This is a genomic window from Bacillus cabrialesii (assembly GCF_004124315.2).
In the GTDB taxonomy this organism is placed as follows: domain Bacteria; phylum Bacillota; class Bacilli; order Bacillales; family Bacillaceae; genus Bacillus; species Bacillus cabrialesii.
The window spans coordinates 487,067-506,007 of sequence record NZ_CP096889.1 but is presented as its reverse complement, the minus strand read 5'-3'; the positions used below and the strand labels follow the sequence as shown (position 1 = coordinate 506,007).

The window sequence follows — 18,941 nt, the reverse complement described above, 5'->3', positions numbered from 1 at the left end:
TTTCCCTTTTTGAACATTAAAAAAACGGGACCTAAGCCCAATAAAAAACCTGTGCGGTACGCACAGGTTTTTTAAGTTATTTATCCAAACCGAGTTTCTTCAGCTGTTCTGCCAGCGCGTTGTTAATCGGCTCATCTTTATTATTTTGTTTTTTCATATAAGAGGAAACGTCCCGTTTGGAAGCGCGCCCTTTGTCTTTGTTTTTTCGCTTTTCAAATACGGAAAGCTTTTCACGGTGCCCGCAGACACACGCGAAGGTTTGGCCTTCTCCTTGGCCGCGAAGCTCCATTCTTTTATGGCAGTTCGGGCAGCGCGCATTTGTTTTTCGGGCAATCGTTTTTCTGCTTCCGCATTCACGGTCTTGGCACACGAGCATTGTCCCTCGTTTTCCGTTTACCTTCAGCATCATTTTGCCGCATTCCGGACATGCCGTTCCCGTGATGTTGTCGTGCCTGAAGGTTTGGCTGCTGTTTTTGATTTCTTTTACCGTTTGGTTAGCGTAAGCCTTCATGTCTTTTATAAAGACAGCGGATTTCAATTTTCCGGCGGCGATCGCAGACAGCTTTTGCTCCCATTCCGCCGTTAGGGCCGGTGATTTCAGATCCTCCGGAACAAGCTGCAGGAGCTGTTTTCCTTTAGATGTGATAAAAATGTCTTTGTCTTTTTTCTCGATTAAGAAGCTGTTGAACAGTTTTTCAATAATGTCGGCGCGCGTTGCCACCGTGCCGAGGCCGCCTGTTTCTCCAAGCGTTTTGACAAGGCCCTTTTCTTCTCCCTGCATAAAGGCGCTTGGGTTTTCCATCGCCGACAGCAGAGTCCCTTCGTTAAAGCGGGCAGGCGGCTTCGTTTGGCCGCTTGTTTCAATTAACGTGCGGACGGCAAGCGTGTCTCCTTTTTGAAGGGGCGGGAGTGTCTGATCTCTGTCATCCTCCTGCTCGTCATCCTCATCCGCCATATCATAAACGGCTTTCCACCCTTGCGACTGCACGGTTTTGCCTTTCGCCGTAAAGGTTTCTCCGCCGATTTCTGCGATGACCTTTGTTTCCTCATATTCGAATGCAGGCATTAATACAGCAAGGAAACGTTTCGCAATCAGGTCATACAGTTTTCGTTCTTTATCACTCAGGCTGCTGAGAACGAGCGGCTCTTCTGTCGGGATAATCGCGTGGTGGTCTGATACCTTCGCGTCATTGACGTAGCCCTTATGGGATTTGATGCCTCGTTTTTTAATTTGGCTGACATATTGGGCATACGGTTTTACTTCCATGCCTTCCAGACGGTCTTTTAGCGTCGGGACGATGTCACTGGATAAAAATCTTGAGTCCGTCCGCGGATATGTGACGAGCTTATGCTGCTCATACAGTTTCTGCAGCACAGAAAGCGTTTCTTTGGCAGAAAATCCGAAGCGCTTGTGGGCGTCACGCTGCAGCTCCGTTAAATCATAAAGGGCGGGGGCAAAGCTTTTTTTCGCTGTTTTTTTCAGCTCAGCAATGACCGCTTGCTTTCCTTCAAGGTCTTTTAGCAAGCGGCTTGTTACGTCTTGATTAAATGTTCTCGTCTGCTTTGATTTTTTATCCTGCCACGTCAGCGTCATGCCATCGACCGCCGCGCGGATGCCGTAGTATGGCACCGGTGTAAACGCTTGAATGTCCGCCTCACGCTTTGCGATCATCGCAAGTGTCGGTGTCTGCACACGACCGCATGAGAGCTGGGCATTGAATTTTGTGGTAAGTGCGCGGGTGGCGTTAATCCCCACAATCCAATCCGCTTCCGCTCTGGCGACGGCAGAATGATACAGGTTTTCGTATTCTTTGCCGCTGCGCAGCTTTTGAAAGCCTTCCTTGATCGCTTTATCCGTCACAGATGAAATCCACAGCCGCTTGATCGGCTTGCGGACATTCGCTTTTTCAATGATCCAGCGCGCGACAAGCTCTCCTTCCCGGCCTGCATCAGTCGCGATGACAATCTGATTGACGTCTTTACGGATAAGCTGTGATTTAACCGCATTAAACTGTTTTCCGGTTTTCTTGATCACAACAAGCTTTAAGGGTTCTGGGATAATCGGCAGATCCTCCAGCCGCCATGATTGAAATTCTTTTCCGTAGCCTTCCGGATCAGCAAGTGTGACCAAATGGCCCAAAGCCCAAGTCACAATATATTGATCGCCTTCAAGATAACCGTTTCCTTTTTTATGGCACTTCAGCACCCGGGCCAAATCCCGGCCGACTGAAGGTTTTTCAGCTAGTACAACTGTTTTTGACATGCTTGATCACTTCTCTTTCTTTCACGCTCATCCTTTTATTATAACAGACTTGAACAAGCACTCTCTAACTGCGCCCGTTTTTCGTGTCAATTTCTGAGAAAATGACATGAGTGACGGTTTGCGCGTACGGTGATGTTTTGTTAATGAAATCTTCTACCGCTTCGAGGCTTTCAGCATTGATTTTCAGCATATAGCAGGCTGCGCCCGCAATCCGGTAGCAAAATTCGATATTCGGCAATGTTTGAATATAGCTTTTGAACCGCTCGTAATCCGCGTTTTTGACGGTCGCTTCCACAATACAGGAAACGGGAAGCCCCAGTTTTTTCTGATCAACCTCCAGCGTGTACTGCTTGATGATCCCGAACGATTCAAGCTGCCTCACCCGTTCTGTAACGGATGGCGGTGACAGCTTAATCTTTCTGCCCAATTCCCTCATCGACAAACGGCTGTCCTTCTTCAGCTCCTCAATAATATTCAGATCAATCTGGTCAAGTTTCATTTCAACATCCTTCTTTTATGATTTTGTACACATTATCTCGGGTATTTTTGTAAATGACAAGTACAGTTCCCTAGAAAAAGCATGTAAAAATGAAAGTTTTCCGAACATTTTCTGAAAGCTGTCATATGCGCTCTTCGGATTGTTTATCATATAGAGTGAAAACGTGTCCACAAGGAGGGCGATTTATGCTGCAAACGCCAATCGGAAGACTTCGCACGATGGGTTTTATTGAAGGAATGTCACTCTTAATCCTGCTGTTCATCGCCATGCCGCTTAAATATTGGGCAGGCCTTCCGCTCGCGGTGACCATTGTCGGTTCGGTTCACGGCGGATTGTTCATTTTGTATTTGCTTGTCTTGGCGTATGCGGCCTTCTCTGTCAAATGGCCGCTGAAGTGGTCAGCCGCCGGCTTTATCGCCGCTTTTGTCCCATTCGGAAACTTTTTGTACGACCGCGGATTAAGGAAATATAAATAAAAAAACACGAAAAAGGCTGGATCTTTATGATCCAGCCTTTCTTATTAAAACCACTTTGTCAGCCACGCGATATAGTAGGCGCCCGGGATAAACATGAGCTGGGCGAGGAGCGTGCCCGCCACTCTTGAGGTGACCATCGTGACAGAGGTCCATTTTAAATAAAGATAGCTTCGTTTTCCTTTTGCCACATCGTCGGCAAGAACGGATACCTTTGGATCAACAAAAATGGCCAGCAGCATCGTCGCGATTCCGTTGATCAAGCCCGAAGCCATGACGGCTGTCGTGCTGCGCTCGGGCGCCAGAAGGCCCGCGTACAAAGCCGAAAGCACGCCGATCGTATAAATGGAAGTGATCAGCATGTTAATCACAAACAAACGCTTCGGAATCAAGCGGATGTGAAATCCCCTTACATATGAAAGAGACGGCAGACGCAAATAGGAAAGGGCATTTTTGAACCCTTGTTTGGAGAGTCCCTTTTTGAACACTTGAAAAACGGAGCCGCCGCCGCCCGCCAAGTGAATAATCGCCCGTGAAAAAAGAGCGACGAAAGACGGAAGCAGGATAATGCCCAGAATGGTGCCGACTGTCGAGCCGAAAATCAAGAAGCGAAACTGCTCGCCTACGATCGCCAAGGCGTTTTTTCCCGCATCATCAATTAAATGTCCGGTAAAGGGCTGCTGCACCATGTTCGACATTCTGGATACGATGACCATGACATTAAACAGGGAAAGCGCGGACGCAATAAATCCAACGCGGGCCCCGGAAAGCCTTGTGGCATAGGCTAAGGTTTCTATCGAGTGAATCAGTAACAAAAAACAGAAAATAAAAAGCACTTGTGTGGTAATAACATGCACGGTTATTCTTCCTCCAATTTCATCCTAGAGATAAGACTCGAAAGAAGTCAAAGAGGTTTCAGTTTACAATAAAAAAACCGCCGGCGTGCGCCGGGCGGTTTGTCTTATTCTTTTCTATACGCAAATAAAGATTATATCATCCGCCGCAATCGGGCGGGTTAGATTCATAAAGCATTGTTCCGAAGAATCATCTGGAAAGTAAACACCATGGAAATTTCTTGAACACAAGACAACGAAAGCCCTACCTCTCAATCGTCACTGCGGCTCCGAAGCCGCGCCGGTGTGAATTGTAAAACAAAAAAGTCTTTTTTCCATCTCATCGTTAGGGGCGATTTGTTATGAAGGAAAAGAATAAGGACAGCTGGTTTGCTGCTTGCGAAGCGGTAAAGCTTCTCTCTCAAAACAGAAAAAAGAAGTTTACTTTCTTTTTTATTTGCTTATTTTTCTTGCTTAGTTATTCATGATAACATATCGCCCCTGCAAATACAAACTTTTTATAATTCGAGTGAGACAGGCGTTTTCTCTCCGGCATTCATTAATCTAATATCCTCCGGTTCAATTTCAAGAATCACCAAATTCGGATCATCCTTGCCGTCAAACCAGCGTTCTAATTTGGAACTCCATATTTTGTCCTTCAGTTCTGCCGAATTATTGATTTTGGCTTTTCCTGCAACCTCGACATAAGCGTCGCCAAAGCCTTCACAATCATAGCCCAATAAAATGTGGACATTGGGGTTGTTCTCAATTTCTTCCGCTTTATGAGTTTCCTTGCTTGTCGGTGTGTAAATCGTCAGCCCGTCATGGAAAAAAGTCATGTAGCGGGAATGCGGCTTGCCCTTTTGAACCGTTGCGAGCGAGCCTACTTTATGGTGATCTAAAACATCAAGCACTTTTTGTTTAATGTCTTGCTGATTCATCGTGAATCACTCCTTTTTAACGTCTCCGCTGTTACTTTTCCACATCCGGGGAAGATTTAAACAAGAAAATGCGCTCTTTATTTTGTTTCTTTCCATTCACGCTTTAACAGGCTGTAATAAACAAGGTCATGATACCTGCCGTTAACGAATAAGCCGTCCCGTGCCTTTCCTTCCTCTTGAAAGCCGAGGCGCTCCGGGATCGCTCTGCTTTTGTGGTTCCCAACAGCCGCACAGAGAGCAACGCGATTTAGCCCAAGCTCTTCAAAAGCATACGTGATGAGTGTTCGGCAAGCGGCGGTCATGATGCCTTTGCCTTCATATTCTTTGGCAAGCCAGTATCCGATTTCCGCTTTTCGATTGATCTTGTCTAGATGATGCAGGCCGATCATGCCGCATAGGCTGCCGTCATAGAGAAGCCCGGCTTCAATGCTGTTCAGATCGGCATATTCCCGCCGCCAATCTGGAATGATCGTTTCTCTGTACGTTTCAGCGCTGCTCGGGTTTTCCGCCCAAAACAGCCACTGGCCGAGCCGCTGCTGATTTTCGATAATAAGTTCGGCAAGCCGATCCGCATCCTTTGGCTCCAACAATCGAATGGTGATGTGCTCATTTACCTTGCAGGTGAACATTCCCTCGCCCTCTTTCCTTTTTTACCCATTATAGCGGTGATTGCGTTTTTTTCAATACAAAAAAGGATGGGCTGTGTAAGCCTCATCCTTATATTCTTGGATCGGTAAAGATATCATGTTTATCTGTGCTCGTCGAAGACATTTCCGTCACGACGGCGCCTTCTTCCCCGGCTTGGAACCAATGCTTCGTGTTCGGCGGAATCGTGTATTGCCCGCCCGGTTCAAGCTCTATTTCGTGCCAAACCGTATAATGTTCTCTATCCTCCTGCGGAGGGAGAACCTTTGGAAGCGGCGTTTTTTCACCTTCTACGTAAAGATACACTTTTCCGTAGCGGCAGCGGAATGTCTCCTGCTTGCCTTCCTGGCCGTCGACAGGCGGATGGCGGTGTTCCGGGCAAGTTTGTCCCGGAAACAGCACCAGTTCCTTTGAGCAATAACGGTCTGTATTGACATAGACGAAGAGCTGAAGCCCGACTTTTTTTTCTTTTCCTAAGCCGTAATCCATCAGCTGAATTTGGTCTACTTCCTCATCTGTTAATACAATACCGGCTTTTTGATAATAGCTGTTTACTTCCTCTTTCATGATGCCCATATGTCTCACTCCCTCTTATGTCGTCACAAATTTTCCGCCGTTGACATGCAATGTCTGGCCTGTCATGTAAGATGACTCATCTGAAGCGAGCAGTACATAACAGCCGACGTGCTCAACAGGCTGTCCAGGGCGTCCCATCGGCGTGTTTTGCCCAAATTGAGCGACTGTTTCTTCAGGGAATGTAGCTGGAATTAATGGCGTCCAAATTGGCCCCGGCGCGACTGCATTCACACGGATGCCGTCTTTGACAAGCGCCTGCGCCATTGTTCTTGTAAAGGCATTGATGGCCCCTTTTGTCGCTGTATAATCAATCAGTGTCGGGTTCCCTACGTACGGGTTGATAGATGTCGTATTGATGATGGCGCTGCCCGGTTTCAGGTAATCAATTGCTTTTTTAGTCAAATAAAATTGAGAATAAAAGTTTGTTTTGAATGTGCGGTGAAGCTGTTCGCTCGTAATGTCTTTGATGCTTTCCTTCGGATGCTGTTCACCGGCATTGTTGACAAGGATGTCAAGGCCGCCTAGTTCCTTCACCGTGTTTTCAACCGCTTCATTGCAGAATTCCTCTTCGCCTACGTCACCAGCGATGAGCAGGCATTTTACGCCTTCTTGTTCTACACGCTTCTTCGTCTCTTCAGCGTCTCCATGCTCATCCTTATATACAATAGCGATGTCAGCGCCTTCCTTTGCGTAAGCGACGGATACCGCGCGTCCGATTCCGCTGTCGCCGCCTGTAATGAGCGCAACTTTTCCTTTTAATTTGTCCGCTCCTTTATAATTCTCGTACTCATACACCGGACTTGGATTCATTTCACTTTCGATTCCCGGCTGGCGATTTTGGGTTTGGGCCGGCAGTTCTTTCGGATAATTTGTCATGATGATTCTCCTCCTTTGTTTTCATGTCTATTTGTTGTGTACCTCACACGTTCGTTGGATAAACATGGGTTGGCACCTTCACATTGCTTTATCAGAAAAATGTTTCACATGAAACGTAAGGAGGAAATAACTTTCAAAGGAGGTCGCTGAATGATTAACATGCTTTCCAAAAAATTCAGCAAGCCAAAGGGCGTATTCGGCATGATTGCCGGTTACATCATGGCTGCTGAAAATCAGACACTGAATCATTGGACAATAGATCAGCTGGGGATGACACGCGGTGACAGCATTTTAGAAATCGGATTCGGGCCGGGATACTGCATGCAGCAGATGCTGAAACGCGAAAAGGACGTTCAGCTTCATGGGATTGATGTGTCAGAGACTATGCTGAAGTTGGCCGCCCGCAGAGTAAAATCGAAAGGCGTGCGTTTGATACAAGGAAGCATCGAGACATTTCCCCTCACCGCCTCGTTTTATGATAAAGTGATTTCCGTTAACAACTACACCATTTGGAATGACCAGACAAAAGGCGTGAAACAGATTTACCGGGCGCTAAAGCCCGGCGGCAGAACTGCGATCACGATGCAGCCGCGGGAAGCGGACGCCAGTCCCGAAAAAACAAAATCATTTGGAAAACAGATGATTGCCGACTTCAAAGCAGCCGGCTTCGAAGACATTGAGTTGCAATTTAAACACATTAAGCCTGAGCTTTCCGTTTGTGCAACTGCAAAAAAGCCCGTCACATAAGTGACAGGCTTCTTTTTTTACGAATGTACGGCCTGCTTGCGCAAGACGTCTTTTTTTACCTTGCCGAGGTTATTTTTCGGCAGTTCGTTAACGAATTCTACTTCAGGGATTTTGTAAGCGGAAAGGCGTTCCTGACAAAATGCGATGACGTCCTCTTCCGTTATACGCTGGCCGCCGTTTGTCACGATAAAAGCTCTCGGTTTTTCCCCGTACAGCGGGTCTGGTATACCGACCACCGCTGTTTCAAGGATTCCCGGGATCTGCTGGATGACTTCCTCAACTTGATCGGGATAGACGTTATCGCCTCCGTAAATAATGACATCCTTATAGCGTCCAGTGATGAAAATAAAGCCATCTTCATCCACATAGCCTGAATCTCCGGTTTTGAACCAGCCGTTTTGCAGCACTTTCGCTGTCGCTTCAGGGTTGTCTTCATAGCCTTTAAATAAGAATGGCGTGTGAACAACGATTTCGCCGATTTCTCCTTGAGGGAGTTCTTCTCCCGTCTGAGGATCTTCGACTTTGACTTTAACACCTTCCACAGGTTTCCCCGCAGATGCCGCTTTATCCATTCCCATCTCAGGCAGCCATGTGCTGATTCCCCAAGCCTCAGTGCTTCCATAGCCGTGCGCGAGCTGAATGCCGATATCAAGGTAGCGGCGGATCAGGCTGCTCGGCACTTTTGTTCCGCCTGTCATCAACATCACAAGCGAAGATAAGTCGGTTTGGTGCGTTTCCCACGCTTCAAGCAAGTACGTGTAAAACACAGGAAGAGCCATCACACTCTGAATTTTTTCTTCTTCAATGACCTTCAGCATATGAACAGGATCTTGATCCTTTGTAAAAATGAAAGTCGTTCCCGCAAAGGTTCCAAGCATGATGCAAATGAGCGCACTCGTATGATAAATCGGGTGGCACGCGAGAAAACGAAGACCCTTCATGCGTGTTGTTGAGCTGTTGGATCTTGTTACGTATCTGTATATGCCGCCATGTGTGATCATGCATCTTTTCGGGTTTCCAGTCGTTCCAGACGTAAACATCAGAAGCGCTGTGTCATCAGGAGAAACCATTTCAGTTTCGGGCAAATGATCAGGTCCCGCGAACAGAGCTTCAAACTCAGCAGATGTCTCGTAAGCTGTTCCTGTTTCCATCGTAATACGGAGTGAAGACAGCTCAGGAAGAACCTCGTCCAGTGTCTCTTTAAACTCCGCTCCGTAAAACATCGCTTTCGGTTCACTTGCTTTTAAAATGCCTGTCATTTCATATGGTTTCAGCTGCCAGCTGACAGGTACGACAACAGCACCTATTTCAAGTGCAGCGAACATAACAGTTGATGCGGGATGACCGTTTTTGCAAAGCAATGCAACGCGGTCGCCTTTTTGAATTCCTTTTTGCAGCAGGGCATTCGCCAGCTGGTTAATCCGTTTGCGGTAACCTGCATATGTCAGGGTATGGGCTCCGCTTTTTACAGCCTCTATTTCTTCGCTATTCGGCATGTCATGCAGAATCAGATGCTGTAATGTTTCCATATTGTCATCTCCTATATTCTCTTGAATCTTCTATAATTTGTTAGATTTTCTTCCTACCTCACCCATTTTAACCCAAAAAACATAACTTGTAAAACTATTTCATTTTGGAATTATTCCATTACTGAATGATAAAATAGTCCCGCATTTTCTTATTTTTTACCCCATCCACATAAAAACACACGCCAATTTTTTGACGTGTGCCATGCAGATTACAGGATGTTTTTTTCTTTCATCCATGTGAAAAATATGCGGTTTAACCGCTGATACAGTTCTTGTTCTCCCTCTTCCTGAAACCCCGCCATGCTTTCTCCGCTCTCAATAATGGCGGAGCTGATCGCGCTTAAAATCTCCGAGCCTTCAGCGGATAATGAATCGGGCGCCATCATCACGAGGATGCGTGTCATGCTGAGGGTATTTCCGTCCATGCCATTCACTTCATAAGAGGTGCTGAGATCATACATTTTGAAAAAAGGCAGGACGATTTCATCATTTTTGAGATGATAAAGCGCCATGTTTGTCCCCGGGATTCCCAATCCCCCTTGTTTCTCCCGCTCCGCCAAGCAAACCGCCGCTTTTTTCGGATCTCGGATCAAGCCATCCTTCTTCAGCTGCTGGAAAAGCTCTAACAGGAGCATGCTCTGGTCAGGGTTTGTTTTGAGATGAGTAAGTGTAAAGTGGCGCAGCACATCTTGCATGACGCCCATATACCGTCCTATGCTTTCCGCCGCTGCCAGCATGTCAGGCACGTCAGCTTGGTGCGCTTCTTCCTTTGGGCTTCTTTTTTTCTCAAGAATGAGCGGAATTTTTCGCTTAATATACTGCTTCACCTGATTTGCGTCTTCCTCATTTAAAAGCGGACTGACCATAATGTAATCAATGTTTTCGTAAGGGATCGGAACGGTGGAAACGATCATATCATAGGCTTGGACGTCCTTGCCCTTCAGCTCGATCAGGGATGACATATCAAACGATTGAATTTCCGGCAGTTCTTTCTTCAGTCTGGAAGCGAGCATTTTCGAAGAGCCGATCCCGCTTGAGCAGACGACAAGCGCTTTCACTTTTGCTTCTTCTTTTTTGATTTCAAGAGCCGAGCCGAAGTGAAGGACGATAAAAGCGATCTCATCATCAGAAAAGGACATGCCCGGAAAATGCTTTTCCACGCCTTCCTCGATCGCCATATAAAGGAGAAAATAATCGCGTTTGATCTGTTCCTTCATCGGATTGTATATTTCGATATTCTCTTTTATGCGGCTGACGGCCGGCTCCAAGTGGGCGATCAGGCCTTCATATAAAGAATAGTTTTGTGTGAGATCCATTCTGATTTTGTCTGAAATAAAAGCAATGAGCCGCTTTGTTTGCAGAGCTGTTTCCAGTTCGATTTCCTGCGCTTTGTATTCTGTTTTGTATTTTCGGTTGGCGCTTCGAAGATGGATTGTGATATAGCCGACCTCCGCCTCCGGAATCGTGACGCCAAAGGCACGTTCAAGCTCGCCCGCGATTTCAAGAGCAGAGCTGTATTCTTTGGCATTCTTCAGTTCGTCAAGCTCAGTTTGCTCCATGGTGATGGTTTCTCCAAGCTGGATCCGTTCGATCGCAAACGTCAGATGGACGACGAGCGCGATATAGGAGCTGTCGGACAATGAAAAGGCGATTTTTTCTTTCAGCTGAAATAAGATACGCTCCATTTTTAACAGCTCGCCTTTGCTGACAACGCCGAACATTTTCTCTGAAGAATCTGCTTTTCCTTTGATGTTTAATTCAACCGCTTCCAAAAACATTTGGATGTCGAGGCGGTTCACAATTAGGTTGCCGACAATTTTACGCTTCGCATTTTCCGGCCCTATGAGCTGGATGCCAAAGCCTCTTTTACGGATCAGTGTCAATCCGAAGGGAGAGATCCATTTCTCCAGCTCGTCTAAGTCATAGCTGACCGTGGCATTCGTCACCTGCAGGTCATGTGCAAGCGTGTACAGCTTGACAGGTTCCTGAGACTCTAATAAAGAACAGAGAATGAGCAGTTTCCTTTCGTCCGCGCTATATTCATGCTGTTCATATGATAAATCGGTCAGCAGCTTTTGTTTATCCTCGGGACTTCCCACTGCCTTCAGCCCTTTGCCAGGCTGTTTATCGAGCGTAAGCCCGACGGTTTCCATCAGCGGCTTAATTGATTTGAGCTCCCTGTGAATGGTTCTCGTGCTGACTTCCATCAGCTCAGCAAGCTCAGTTACGGTTACATATCGGTTTTGTAATAATAAGTGCTTTAAAAGCTTTTGTTCTCTGGCAGTCATATACATAAAAAAGGCCTCCTAGACAGTCGTGATGTGCGGATGAAGTCGCAAGGAGATACAGGAGAGGAAAAAGAGAGGTTTTCTTTATAATATAAAACGCTTTCAATTGAGTTTCAATCACTTATAAATGGGAATTTGGCACTAAGCGGTGTGACAATATTGAAAAAGCACCAGCTGTAAGCTGATGCTTTTGGTTATGGAATATCATGACCCTGTGCGGCTGTCAAAATGCGGAACCACTGATCTTGGTCAAGCTTGTATGCCAACGCATGTACCGCGGCGGAAATTCGCTCGCGTTTTCCGCTTCCGACAATCGGCATGATGCCGGCCGGATGCGTGAACAGCCATGCGTACATCACCTCGTCCATTGATGAGGCGCCGATTTCCGCCTGAACGGATTCGAGCGCCGTGCGGACACGGCCGTCTTTTTCCGTCTCACCAGTGAAAACTTTGCCGCCTGCCAGCGGTGACCAAGCCATCGGTGAAATCCGTTTTTCCTGGCACAGGTTCAGAGTGCCGTCCAGAACATTTTCTAACTCATATGCGGAAAGCTCAATCTGGTTGGTCACGAGCTTCTCAGGCAAATACGATTCCAGCATGCGATACTGGTGTTCTTTAAAATTCGAAACACCGAAGTACCTGACCTTCCCGGAGCATTTCAGCGCCTGAAACGCCTCTGCTACTCCCTCCGGATCCATGAGCGGGTCCGGCCTGTGAATCAGCAGCACATCGATATAATCGGTTCTTAGATTCATAAGAGATTGTTCAACCGATGCCAAAATATGTGATTTGCTTGTGTTATAATGATGCGATCTGTGAGCGGGACGTTCAGGCGATTCAAGAACGATGCCGCATTTTGTGACCAGCTCTATGTTTTCCCTTAATCCGGGCGAAAGGGCAAGGGCGTTTCCAAACAGTTTTTCGCACGTGTAGCCTCCGTAAATATCCGCATGATCAAAGGTCGTGATGCCGTGATCGATACACCATTCAATGAGGCTGAGCAGCTCGGCATCTGAGTAGTTCCATTCATTCAGCCGCCAAAGCCCGTGTATGACTCTTGAAAATTGAAGATCCTCCGCCAATTGAATACGCTGCATGCAAAATCCCTCTTTTCTTTATATAAACCGGGTTTTGCCCCTTATTAGTTCATTCGGCCTCAGATCCCCTTTTTCCTTTCGCTCCTATCAAAAAGGCATTTAATTCGATTGAAATAGCTTTTTCGCTTTCTCAACGACATAGTGGCTGCCGCCGCGGTCCTGCACATTTTGGATCATCATGGAGACAAGCAGGTCTTTGTTTTTGTAATCGTAGCCGACAAACCAGCCATTTTCCGCACCGTCTTTATCATCTTTTGATGTTTTCAGCTCGGCTGTTCCTGTTTTTCCGGCAACGGTGATTCCTTTTACGACAGGCTGATACGCTGATCCGCGCTGGTCTTCCACAACGCCTTTCAGACCTTTGGTAATGTCTGCCGCTCCTTCTTTCGTAACCACTTGTTTATGCCAGACATCAGCTGTTTGTGAGTCTTTTTTGATCAGTGTCGGTTTAACAAGATCTCCATTATCGACAAATGGCGTGTAAGCAGCTGCCAAGTGAAGCGGAGACATTTGCATTTGCCCTTGTCCATACCCTGTATCCGCAAGCAGAATGTCTGAATCGAGCTTGTCATTTGCGATAGACGATTGCTGGATCGGGAATTCATATGGAATATCCTCTGAGAAGCCGAACGTTTTCAAGCCTTTTGTGAAGGTGTCCGCTCCCATATCAAGCGCGTTCTGCGCGAAATAAATATTGTCTGACGTAATGAGGGCATTTTCCAGATCGACTTGCTGAAGGCTCTCAGATACACGTGTCACTGAATAGCCGCCCCAGCTTGAATCTTTTTGCCACTCTTTTCCTTTGATTATTTTCTTCTCATCCGCTTTTAGTGTGCCGTTTTTGATTCCGATGGCTGCCGCAATCGGTTTCATCGTAGAACCCGGCGCGTAGGTTTTGTTAAATTTCGCTGAAAACGGATTGTTTTTATCTTCGTTTAGTTTTTTCCATTCCTTATCGCTCCAGCCGAAAATAAATCCGTTTGGATCGTAAGAAGGCGCGCTGACAAGAGCGAGTGTTTCGCCTGTCTTTGGCTGCAGCGCGACTGCCGTCCCGCTGTCATCCTTCAGTTCATCATACAGCTTTGTTTGTGTTTTGCTATCAATTGTGAGGTGAAGATCCTCGCCGTTCTTCGCTTTCTTTTCAGCGATAACTTCCCCGGTTTGCGGCACGTAGATTTTCCAGCCGGTTGTGCCTCTTAGTTTGTCTTCATACACGTTTTCAAGTCCGGCGATGCCGATGTTAGACGTATCGCTGTACGTTCCGTCTTTCTTTTTCTTCAGTTCTTCCGCTGTGATGGCGCGGACATAGCCTGTCAAATGGGCTGTCTTTTCGCCATATGGATAGTAGCGGGAGCTGACATTCGTTCTTGTTACACCTTGTAATGACGTCGCCTCAGACACTAATTTTTGCTGGTCCGGCTTGACCATTTTGACCGGCACAAATGAATCGTCTTTCACCCAGCCTTGACTCAGCTTTTTCTTGATGTCATCTTCAGTTAAATCAAGCTTTTTCGCGAGCTCTTTTATGACTTTGTCTTTTTTATCGCCAAGCTCTCCGGGAACAATTCCGATTTCAGGAACATCTGTATTGATGGCTAAGCCTTTCCCGTTTTTATCATAGATTTGGCCGCGTTTCGGTTCAATGCTCATAATTTGCACTGTTTTGTCATCAGCCAACTGCTTGAAAATAAACGACGGGTCCCAATCTATATTCCATGACTCCTCATCATCTGTTTTTTCTTTTTTCAGCACAGCGGTATTTTTGAAGCTGACCTTGCCCGCATTTGTATCCATGCTGACCTTATATGGGATGTGCTTCATTGTCTTGTTGTCTTTATCGTCCTTATCCACTTCTCCCGCAGTGACTTTCAGATGTTTTACGCCTGCCTGCTCATATATGGTTTTATACCTGTTGATGAAATCTTTTTTGGAGATTTCTTTTTTGACATCTTTGGTCAGGCTTTGATACATCTCATCGAATTGCTGATCGTTCCATTGTTTCACAAATGCTTCCATGCGATCCTCTGGTGAATCTGTCTTGGAGCATCCGATTAACCCAATCAATCCGACGCATAGAAATACTAGTAGAATACACTTTTTTAACATGACTTTCCCCTGCCTTCCATTTGTTATTTTCTCTTAAATGAATTGGTGCGTGCAAGATTTTTTTGAAAATGAAGGAAAAGGTTCACCGATTTTGCAGAAATCTCCTGTCGTTTGCTGTAGACTATTTGAAAAGAAGGAAAGAAGGGATAACATGGTCAGAGAGGCAGCAATGCTTCACATTAAAGAAGGGCTTGAACAAGAGTTTGAGGATGCTTTCAGGCAAGCGGCGCCGATCATTTCCGGCATGAAGGGCTATATCACGCACTCGTTATCAAAATGCATGGAAGAAACACATAAGTATCTGCTGCTTGTGGAGTGGGAAACACTTGAGGACCATACGGAAGGCTTTCGCGGTTCTTCAGAGTATCAAGAGTGGAAAGCCTTGCTTCATCGGTTCTACACCCCGTTCCCGACGGTCGAGCATTTTCTGGATGTGCAATAGATTTAGATAATATGAAGTGTAAAACCGATGAGAGAGACAGACCATACGAAAACGGCGGTATAAATATTAAAAGCGCCTGAGCCGTCGTTTTCTTTTTTGCGCTCTTCAAGCCCCTGCATAAACATGACTGCGCCAAGAAAAACGAGCATGACTGATTGGATAACAGAGGTATGTTCGGTATAGTTAAAAGCAATCAGCGCCAGTATAATAATGATAACCGCAAAAGACATTTTAAAAATCCGAAACAAAAGGACCATCCTTCCTTATATACGAAATATTGAACGTTATGGCTATATTTGCCTACGCCCTCCATTATTCTAGCGCACTTTTTTTATCTGTAGAACAGAAGAAAGGGAATTTTAAGTTTCTTTTAATATTTCAATTACACATAAAAAACGCGCCAATCATAAGGCGCGTTTTCTATGAAACTGACAATTCTTTATAGCCTAACTTGTGAACGGCTTCAGCCATCGCTTGATAGCCCTTGCTGTTCGGATGGACACCGTCAAAGGACAGATATTCCTTCTCTTCTCCTTTGAAGATGCTGTGGGCATCCGCGATTTTGACATGGGGCGCCGATGCAAGTGTTTCTAAATGTGAATTATAAGAGGTGATCCATTTGTCGGCGATGTCAATGCCGGGAAATGGATTGTATAAGTTGAATACACGGATGGCGTACGGAGACGGAGTTTCTCCTTTGATCTCGGCGATTTTGGCAATCATCTTTTCAAAATTCTCATGGCAATGGGCGGATACACGGGTGAAAATCGTATCATCTTTCGAAGATTGGTAGGCTAGGACCGAATCGATGAGATCGTTTCCGCACCCTGTGATGGTTATCATGTCTGCATTTTGAATGCATTTTTGCACATAGGGATATGACAGGAGCCCCAGAATTTCTTCTGTATTAAGGCCTGATTTGGCAAAGATAGATATTGCCGTATTTGCTTTCAAGTCGGCTTCCATCATGTCTCCGAAACGGTGGACAAAGCCGGGAGAAAACAGCCCGGAGCCTCTCCCTGTCGTCAAAGAATCCCCCAGTGCTGTATATCGAAGCACCATGTTCTTTCCTCCACTCCTGAATGTCGATACGTTAATGTACGCAAGGGAGAAAAGATCGGCTACTTATGAATACCCTATTTTTCTGGAAATCTGTAAAGCGGCATCCTTCACTTTTTCTGTTAAATGCGGAAGCCTGTCTTCTGTAAACCTCGCTTCAAAGCCTGCAATGCTGATGCCGGCTGTCACCTGACGCTTATGGTTAAAGATCGGAGCGCCGATGGCCGCCGTATAGTTTTCGAGCTCTGAATAGCTGATGGTATAGCCGTTTTGCACGGATGCATCAATCTCCTGAAGCAGCTTTTCTGGATCGGTGATCGTTCCGGAGCCAATTGAAACAAGCTCCGTTTGATTGATGTATGTTTCGATTTCCTCACGGGGAAGAAAGGACAAAATGCTTCTGGCGCACGCTCCCGCATACAGGGGAGAACGTCTGCCGATCGCCGTGTACAGCCGCACAGTCTGCGTCCCTTCTATTTTCTCAACGTATATCGCTTCATGGCCGTCCCTCATGATCAATTGCACAGCTTCATCCACTTCCCGGCACAGCTCTTCCATCACCGGTTTCGCTATTTTTCTGATATCCAGCCTGTCAGCAACAAGCTGTCCGAATTCCAAAAATACCAGTCCCAGCGAATAAGCGCCGGACGCATCCCGATTGAGGAACCCCATTTCCTCCAAAGAGCTGACCATCCGGTGAACAGAAGTTTTCGGCATGCCTGACTTCGACACCAGTTCACTTAAGGTAAGGCTTGGTTCATGCAAAAACAAATGAAGCAGAGCCATAGATTTGACTACGGTTTTGTTTTTATTCTGCATCTTTCATCCCCTTTGTTAAGTCAGCCATTCCATCTTCATTCTCGTTTTCAGTTCTTTTATATGCTGTTCCCGTTCAATCGCAAGCGCTTCCGCTTCCTGAAGGGATACAGGCTCAAACTGGACGTGCTCACCCGGCATGATTTGGGAGACAATCGGAAGATCAGCGGATATGATGTGTGCGATCCTCGGATAGCCGCCAGTCGTCTGCCGGTCTGCAAGCAGGATAATCGGGTTGCCGTCAGGCGGCACCTGAACCGTTCCAAACGAAACCGCTTCCGACACCATCTCAAGCGGCGCCTTCAGTTCGAGCGGTTCTCCTTTGAGCCTGTAGCCCATACGGTCGGATTGCGGCGTGACACGAAACGTTTCTTCAAAAAAACGCGTTTTCGATTCTTCTGTGAAAAAGCCGAATTGTTTTCCCTCCAGCACCCGAATGACGGGATTCTTTTTCAATGGCAGAAACCTGCCGCGGCTGACCGACCATTTTGGTGCCGCAAACCCCTGCTTTCCAAGCTGCGGGCTTAAGCGGGTAAGGATGATTTTCGAAAGGGATGACATCTCTCCAATGGTGAGCTCATCTTCCTTTTGAAGCGCTCTGCCATGAAGTCCGCCAATGCCCGCTCTGACGTACGTGCTTTTGCTTTCCATGACAGCAGTCACATCGATGCCGCCGGCTGCCGCCAAATAAGCACGGCTGCCGAGTTTGCAGGGCCCAAAGGTAACCGTGCTGTTTTCCTTGACGAGCACGGGCTTCCATAAAGGCGCTTCCTCGTCATTGATGCGCAGCGTGAAGTCCGCCCCTGTCACCGCAATCAGCGCCGTTTTTGAAAAATAAAACGACGGACCGGGCCCCATCAGTGTAATTTCAAGACCGGCTTCATTTTCGCTGTTGCCGATCAGCAAATTGGCAATGCGCAGCGAAACCGTGTCCATGGCGCCGCTTGCCAGAACGCCATATTTTTGGTAACCCGTTCTGCCTATATCCTGAACCGTTGTGAGCAGTCCGGGCTTTAACACTTTCATGCTCAATTGGACTCCTCCTTATAGGCGTGATAGTCTTCTTCTGAGATGCGGACAAATTTCACAGTGTCTCCCGCCCGCAGTAATGTCGGCGGGTCTTCCTGCGGCCGGAAAAGAGCAAGCGGCGTTTTGCCGATCAGCTGCCAACCGCCCGGTGTCGAAATCGGGTAAACCCCTGTCTGCAAGCCGGCAATACCGACTGAACCCGCCGGAATCGACGGTCTTGGCGATGATTTTCTTGGAGCGGCAATGCGTTTGGACATCCCGCCTAAAAAAGGAAACCCGGGAGCAAAGCCAAGCATATACACCACATATTCGCCGCTTGTATGAATGTCGATGACTTCCTCCGGTGACAGCTGATTGATCTTCGCCACCTCTTCTAAATCAGGCCCGAATTCACCGCCATAGCAGACGGGAATTTCTACAATACGGCGGCTGTTTTCATAATCTGCGGCTATCTCCTTCAGCCTCTCTTCAACATCGCCCTTGACCTTCTCAAAAGGCGAGCTTATCCCTCGAGGCAAATGCTTGTACACTTCATACATGTCGTAAAATACCGTTAGACTTGTAAAAGCCGGGATACATTCAATGAATCCCGGAAATGGCTGTTCTTCTATATATGCGGCCGCGGCATGCACAAGGCCGTTGACCTGCTCGTTTATTTCTTCTCCGAATCGGATCATCATTGCAGAATCACCGAGCTGTTCGATTTGATATCGTACAGTCAT

19 protein-coding genes are annotated in these 18,941 nt (G+C 46.8%); 3 read left to right on the top strand and 16 right to left on the bottom strand.

The annotated features are described in order from the left end of the window. Positions 1-76: 76 nt before the first annotated feature. Positions 77-2,263 (bottom strand): DNA topoisomerase III, encoded by a 2,187-nt coding sequence (locus EFK13_RS02585; protein ID WP_129506666.1) that lies wholly within the window; start codon positions 2,261-2,263, stop codon positions 77-79. Positions 2,264-2,327: 64 nt separating this feature from the next. Continuing rightward, positions 2,328-2,762 carry a transcriptional regulator LrpC gene (lrpC, locus tag EFK13_RS02580; protein WP_003240281.1) on the bottom strand — a complete coding sequence of 145 codons (435 nt, stop codon included), beginning with the start codon at positions 2,760-2,762 and terminating at the stop codon, positions 2,328-2,330. A gap of 185 nt (positions 2,763-2,947) precedes the next feature. Between lrpC and EFK13_RS02575 the strand changes: the two genes are divergently transcribed. Beyond that, positions 2,948-3,238, top strand: a complete 291-nt coding sequence (locus EFK13_RS02575; RefSeq protein ID WP_019257503.1) for a DUF3817 domain-containing protein — start codon at positions 2,948-2,950, stop codon at positions 3,236-3,238. A 44-nt stretch (positions 3,239-3,282) separates the two neighbouring features. Here the strand turns inward: EFK13_RS02575 and amj are convergent, their stop codons facing one another. From amj to EFK13_RS02550, 5 genes are all read right to left on the bottom strand, one after another. Then, on the bottom strand, positions 3,283-4,092 hold the full coding sequence (amj, locus tag EFK13_RS02570; RefSeq protein WP_129506667.1) for a lipid II flippase Amj: 810 nt from the start codon (positions 4,090-4,092) through the stop codon (positions 3,283-3,285). A gap of 494 nt (positions 4,093-4,586) precedes the next feature. Beyond that, on the bottom strand, positions 4,587-5,009 hold the full coding sequence (locus tag EFK13_RS02565) for a pyridoxamine 5'-phosphate oxidase family protein (protein WP_003234396.1): 423 nt from the start codon (positions 5,007-5,009) through the stop codon (positions 4,587-4,589). Between the two features lie 77 nt (positions 5,010-5,086). Continuing rightward, a complete protein-coding gene (locus tag EFK13_RS02560; RefSeq protein ID WP_129506668.1) occupies positions 5,087-5,638 on the bottom strand; it encodes a GNAT family N-acetyltransferase in 552 nt (183 codons plus the stop codon). An 88-nt stretch (positions 5,639-5,726) separates the two neighbouring features. Continuing rightward, the gene (gene lyxE / locus EFK13_RS02555) at positions 5,727-6,230 is read right to left on the bottom strand and encodes a D-lyxose ketol-isomerase (RefSeq protein WP_129506669.1); all 504 of its coding nucleotides are present in this window, start codon (positions 6,228-6,230) and stop codon (positions 5,727-5,729) included. Between the two features lie 15 nt (positions 6,231-6,245). Beyond that, on the bottom strand, positions 6,246-7,106 hold the full coding sequence (locus EFK13_RS02550) for an SDR family oxidoreductase (protein ID WP_129506670.1): 861 nt from the start codon (positions 7,104-7,106) through the stop codon (positions 6,246-6,248). 150 nt (positions 7,107-7,256) lie between these two features. Here EFK13_RS02550 and EFK13_RS02545 point away from each other — a divergent pair, with 150 nt between their 5' ends. Continuing rightward, positions 7,257-7,853, top strand: a complete 597-nt coding sequence (locus EFK13_RS02545; RefSeq protein WP_193554148.1) for a class I SAM-dependent methyltransferase — start codon at positions 7,257-7,259, stop codon at positions 7,851-7,853. A 17-nt stretch (positions 7,854-7,870) separates the two neighbouring features. On the opposite strand, the gene EFK13_RS02540 is transcribed toward EFK13_RS02545, so the two are convergent. The 4 genes from EFK13_RS02540 to pbpC form a co-directional block, all read right to left on the bottom strand. Continuing rightward, on the bottom strand, positions 7,871-9,382 hold the full coding sequence (locus EFK13_RS02540; RefSeq protein ID WP_129506671.1) for a class I adenylate-forming enzyme family protein: 1,512 nt from the start codon (positions 9,380-9,382) through the stop codon (positions 7,871-7,873). Positions 9,383-9,591: 209 nt separating this feature from the next. Continuing rightward, complete coding sequence (gene mtlR / locus EFK13_RS02535) at positions 9,592-11,676, bottom strand: mannitol operon transcriptional activator MtlR (RefSeq protein WP_129506672.1); 2,085 nt, start codon at positions 11,674-11,676, stop codon at positions 9,592-9,594. Between the two features lie 188 nt (positions 11,677-11,864). Beyond that, complete coding sequence (locus EFK13_RS02530; protein WP_129506673.1) at positions 11,865-12,767, bottom strand: aldo/keto reductase; 903 nt, start codon at positions 12,765-12,767, stop codon at positions 11,865-11,867. A gap of 99 nt (positions 12,768-12,866) precedes the next feature. Next, positions 12,867-14,873, bottom strand: a complete 2,007-nt coding sequence (gene pbpC / locus EFK13_RS02525) for a penicillin-binding protein 3 (RefSeq protein ID WP_129506674.1) — start codon at positions 14,871-14,873, stop codon at positions 12,867-12,869. A 151-nt stretch (positions 14,874-15,024) separates the two neighbouring features. On the opposite strand from pbpC, the gene EFK13_RS02520 reads away from it, so the two are divergent. Next, entirely contained in the window at positions 15,025-15,315 is a 291-nt protein-coding gene (locus EFK13_RS02520) for an antibiotic biosynthesis monooxygenase family protein (RefSeq protein ID WP_129506675.1), read from the top strand. Between the two features lie 2 nt (positions 15,316-15,317). Here EFK13_RS02520 and EFK13_RS02515 read toward each other — a convergent pair whose 3' ends face one another. From EFK13_RS02515 to pxpB, 5 genes are all read right to left on the bottom strand, one after another. Next, positions 15,318-15,563 (bottom strand): YczI family protein, encoded by a 246-nt coding sequence (locus EFK13_RS02515; RefSeq protein WP_003240256.1) that lies wholly within the window; start codon positions 15,561-15,563, stop codon positions 15,318-15,320. A 172-nt stretch (positions 15,564-15,735) separates the two neighbouring features. Further along, positions 15,736-16,377: a spore germination lipase LipC gene (lipC, locus tag EFK13_RS02510; protein WP_129506676.1), complete on the bottom strand. Its 642-nt coding sequence runs from the start codon at positions 16,375-16,377 to the stop codon at positions 15,736-15,738. 63 nt (positions 16,378-16,440) lie between these two features. Beyond that, the gene (locus EFK13_RS02505) at positions 16,441-17,193 is read right to left on the bottom strand and encodes an IclR family transcriptional regulator (RefSeq protein WP_129506677.1); all 753 of its coding nucleotides are present in this window, start codon (positions 17,191-17,193) and stop codon (positions 16,441-16,443) included. Between the two features lie 15 nt (positions 17,194-17,208). After that, complete coding sequence (locus tag EFK13_RS02500; RefSeq protein WP_129506742.1) at positions 17,209-18,216, bottom strand: 5-oxoprolinase subunit C family protein; 1,008 nt, start codon at positions 18,214-18,216, stop codon at positions 17,209-17,211. 2 nt (positions 18,217-18,218) lie between these two features. Then, positions 18,219-18,941, bottom strand: coding sequence for a 5-oxoprolinase subunit PxpB (pxpB, locus tag EFK13_RS02495; protein WP_129506678.1), 723 nt, complete (start codon positions 18,939-18,941; stop codon positions 18,219-18,221).

What these genes read in the sequence shown, in the direction of transcription:
- pbpC (WP_129506674.1), bottom strand. Translation starts at nt 14,873, where the DNA reads ATGTTAAAAAAGTGTATTCTACTAGTATTTCTATGCGTCGGATTGATT.
- EFK13_RS02545 (WP_193554148.1), top strand. Translation starts at nt 7,257, where the DNA reads ATGATTAACATGCTTTCCAAAAAATTCAGCAAGCCAAAGGGCGTATTC.
- EFK13_RS02540 (WP_129506671.1), bottom strand. Translation starts at nt 9,382, where the DNA reads ATGGAAACATTACAGCATCTGATTCTGCATGACATGCCGAATAGCGAA.
- lyxE (WP_129506669.1), bottom strand. Translation starts at nt 6,230, where the DNA reads ATGGGCATCATGAAAGAGGAAGTAAACAGCTATTATCAAAAAGCCGGT.
- EFK13_RS02505 (WP_129506677.1), bottom strand. Translation starts at nt 17,193, where the DNA reads ATGCAGAATAAAAACAAAACCGTAGTCAAATCTATGGCTCTGCTTCAT.
- EFK13_RS02585 (WP_129506666.1), bottom strand. Translation starts at nt 2,263, where the DNA reads ATGTCAAAAACAGTTGTACTAGCTGAAAAACCTTCAGTCGGCCGGGAT.
- EFK13_RS02500 (WP_129506742.1), bottom strand. Translation starts at nt 18,216, where the DNA reads ATGAAAGTGTTAAAGCCCGGACTGCTCACAACGGTTCAGGATATAGGC.
- EFK13_RS02520 (WP_129506675.1), top strand. Translation starts at nt 15,025, where the DNA reads ATGGTCAGAGAGGCAGCAATGCTTCACATTAAAGAAGGGCTTGAACAA.
- EFK13_RS02560 (WP_129506668.1), bottom strand. Translation starts at nt 5,638, where the DNA reads ATGTTCACCTGCAAGGTAAATGAGCACATCACCATTCGATTGTTGGAG.
- lipC (WP_129506676.1), bottom strand. Translation starts at nt 16,377, where the DNA reads ATGGTGCTTCGATATACAGCACTGGGGGATTCTTTGACGACAGGGAGA.
- mtlR (WP_129506672.1), bottom strand. Translation starts at nt 11,676, where the DNA reads ATGTATATGACTGCCAGAGAACAAAAGCTTTTAAAGCACTTATTATTA.
- EFK13_RS02550 (WP_129506670.1), bottom strand. Translation starts at nt 7,106, where the DNA reads ATGACAAATTATCCGAAAGAACTGCCGGCCCAAACCCAAAATCGCCAG.
- pxpB (WP_129506678.1), bottom strand. Translation starts at nt 18,941, where the DNA reads ATGACTGTACGATATCAAATCGAACAGCTCGGTGATTCTGCAATGATG.
- EFK13_RS02575 (WP_019257503.1), top strand. Translation starts at nt 2,948, where the DNA reads ATGCTGCAAACGCCAATCGGAAGACTTCGCACGATGGGTTTTATTGAA.
- EFK13_RS02565 (WP_003234396.1), bottom strand. Translation starts at nt 5,009, where the DNA reads ATGAATCAGCAAGACATTAAACAAAAAGTGCTTGATGTTTTAGATCAC.
- lrpC (WP_003240281.1), bottom strand. Translation starts at nt 2,762, where the DNA reads ATGAAACTTGACCAGATTGATCTGAATATTATTGAGGAGCTGAAGAAG.
- EFK13_RS02530 (WP_129506673.1), bottom strand. Translation starts at nt 12,767, where the DNA reads ATGCAGCGTATTCAATTGGCGGAGGATCTTCAATTTTCAAGAGTCATA.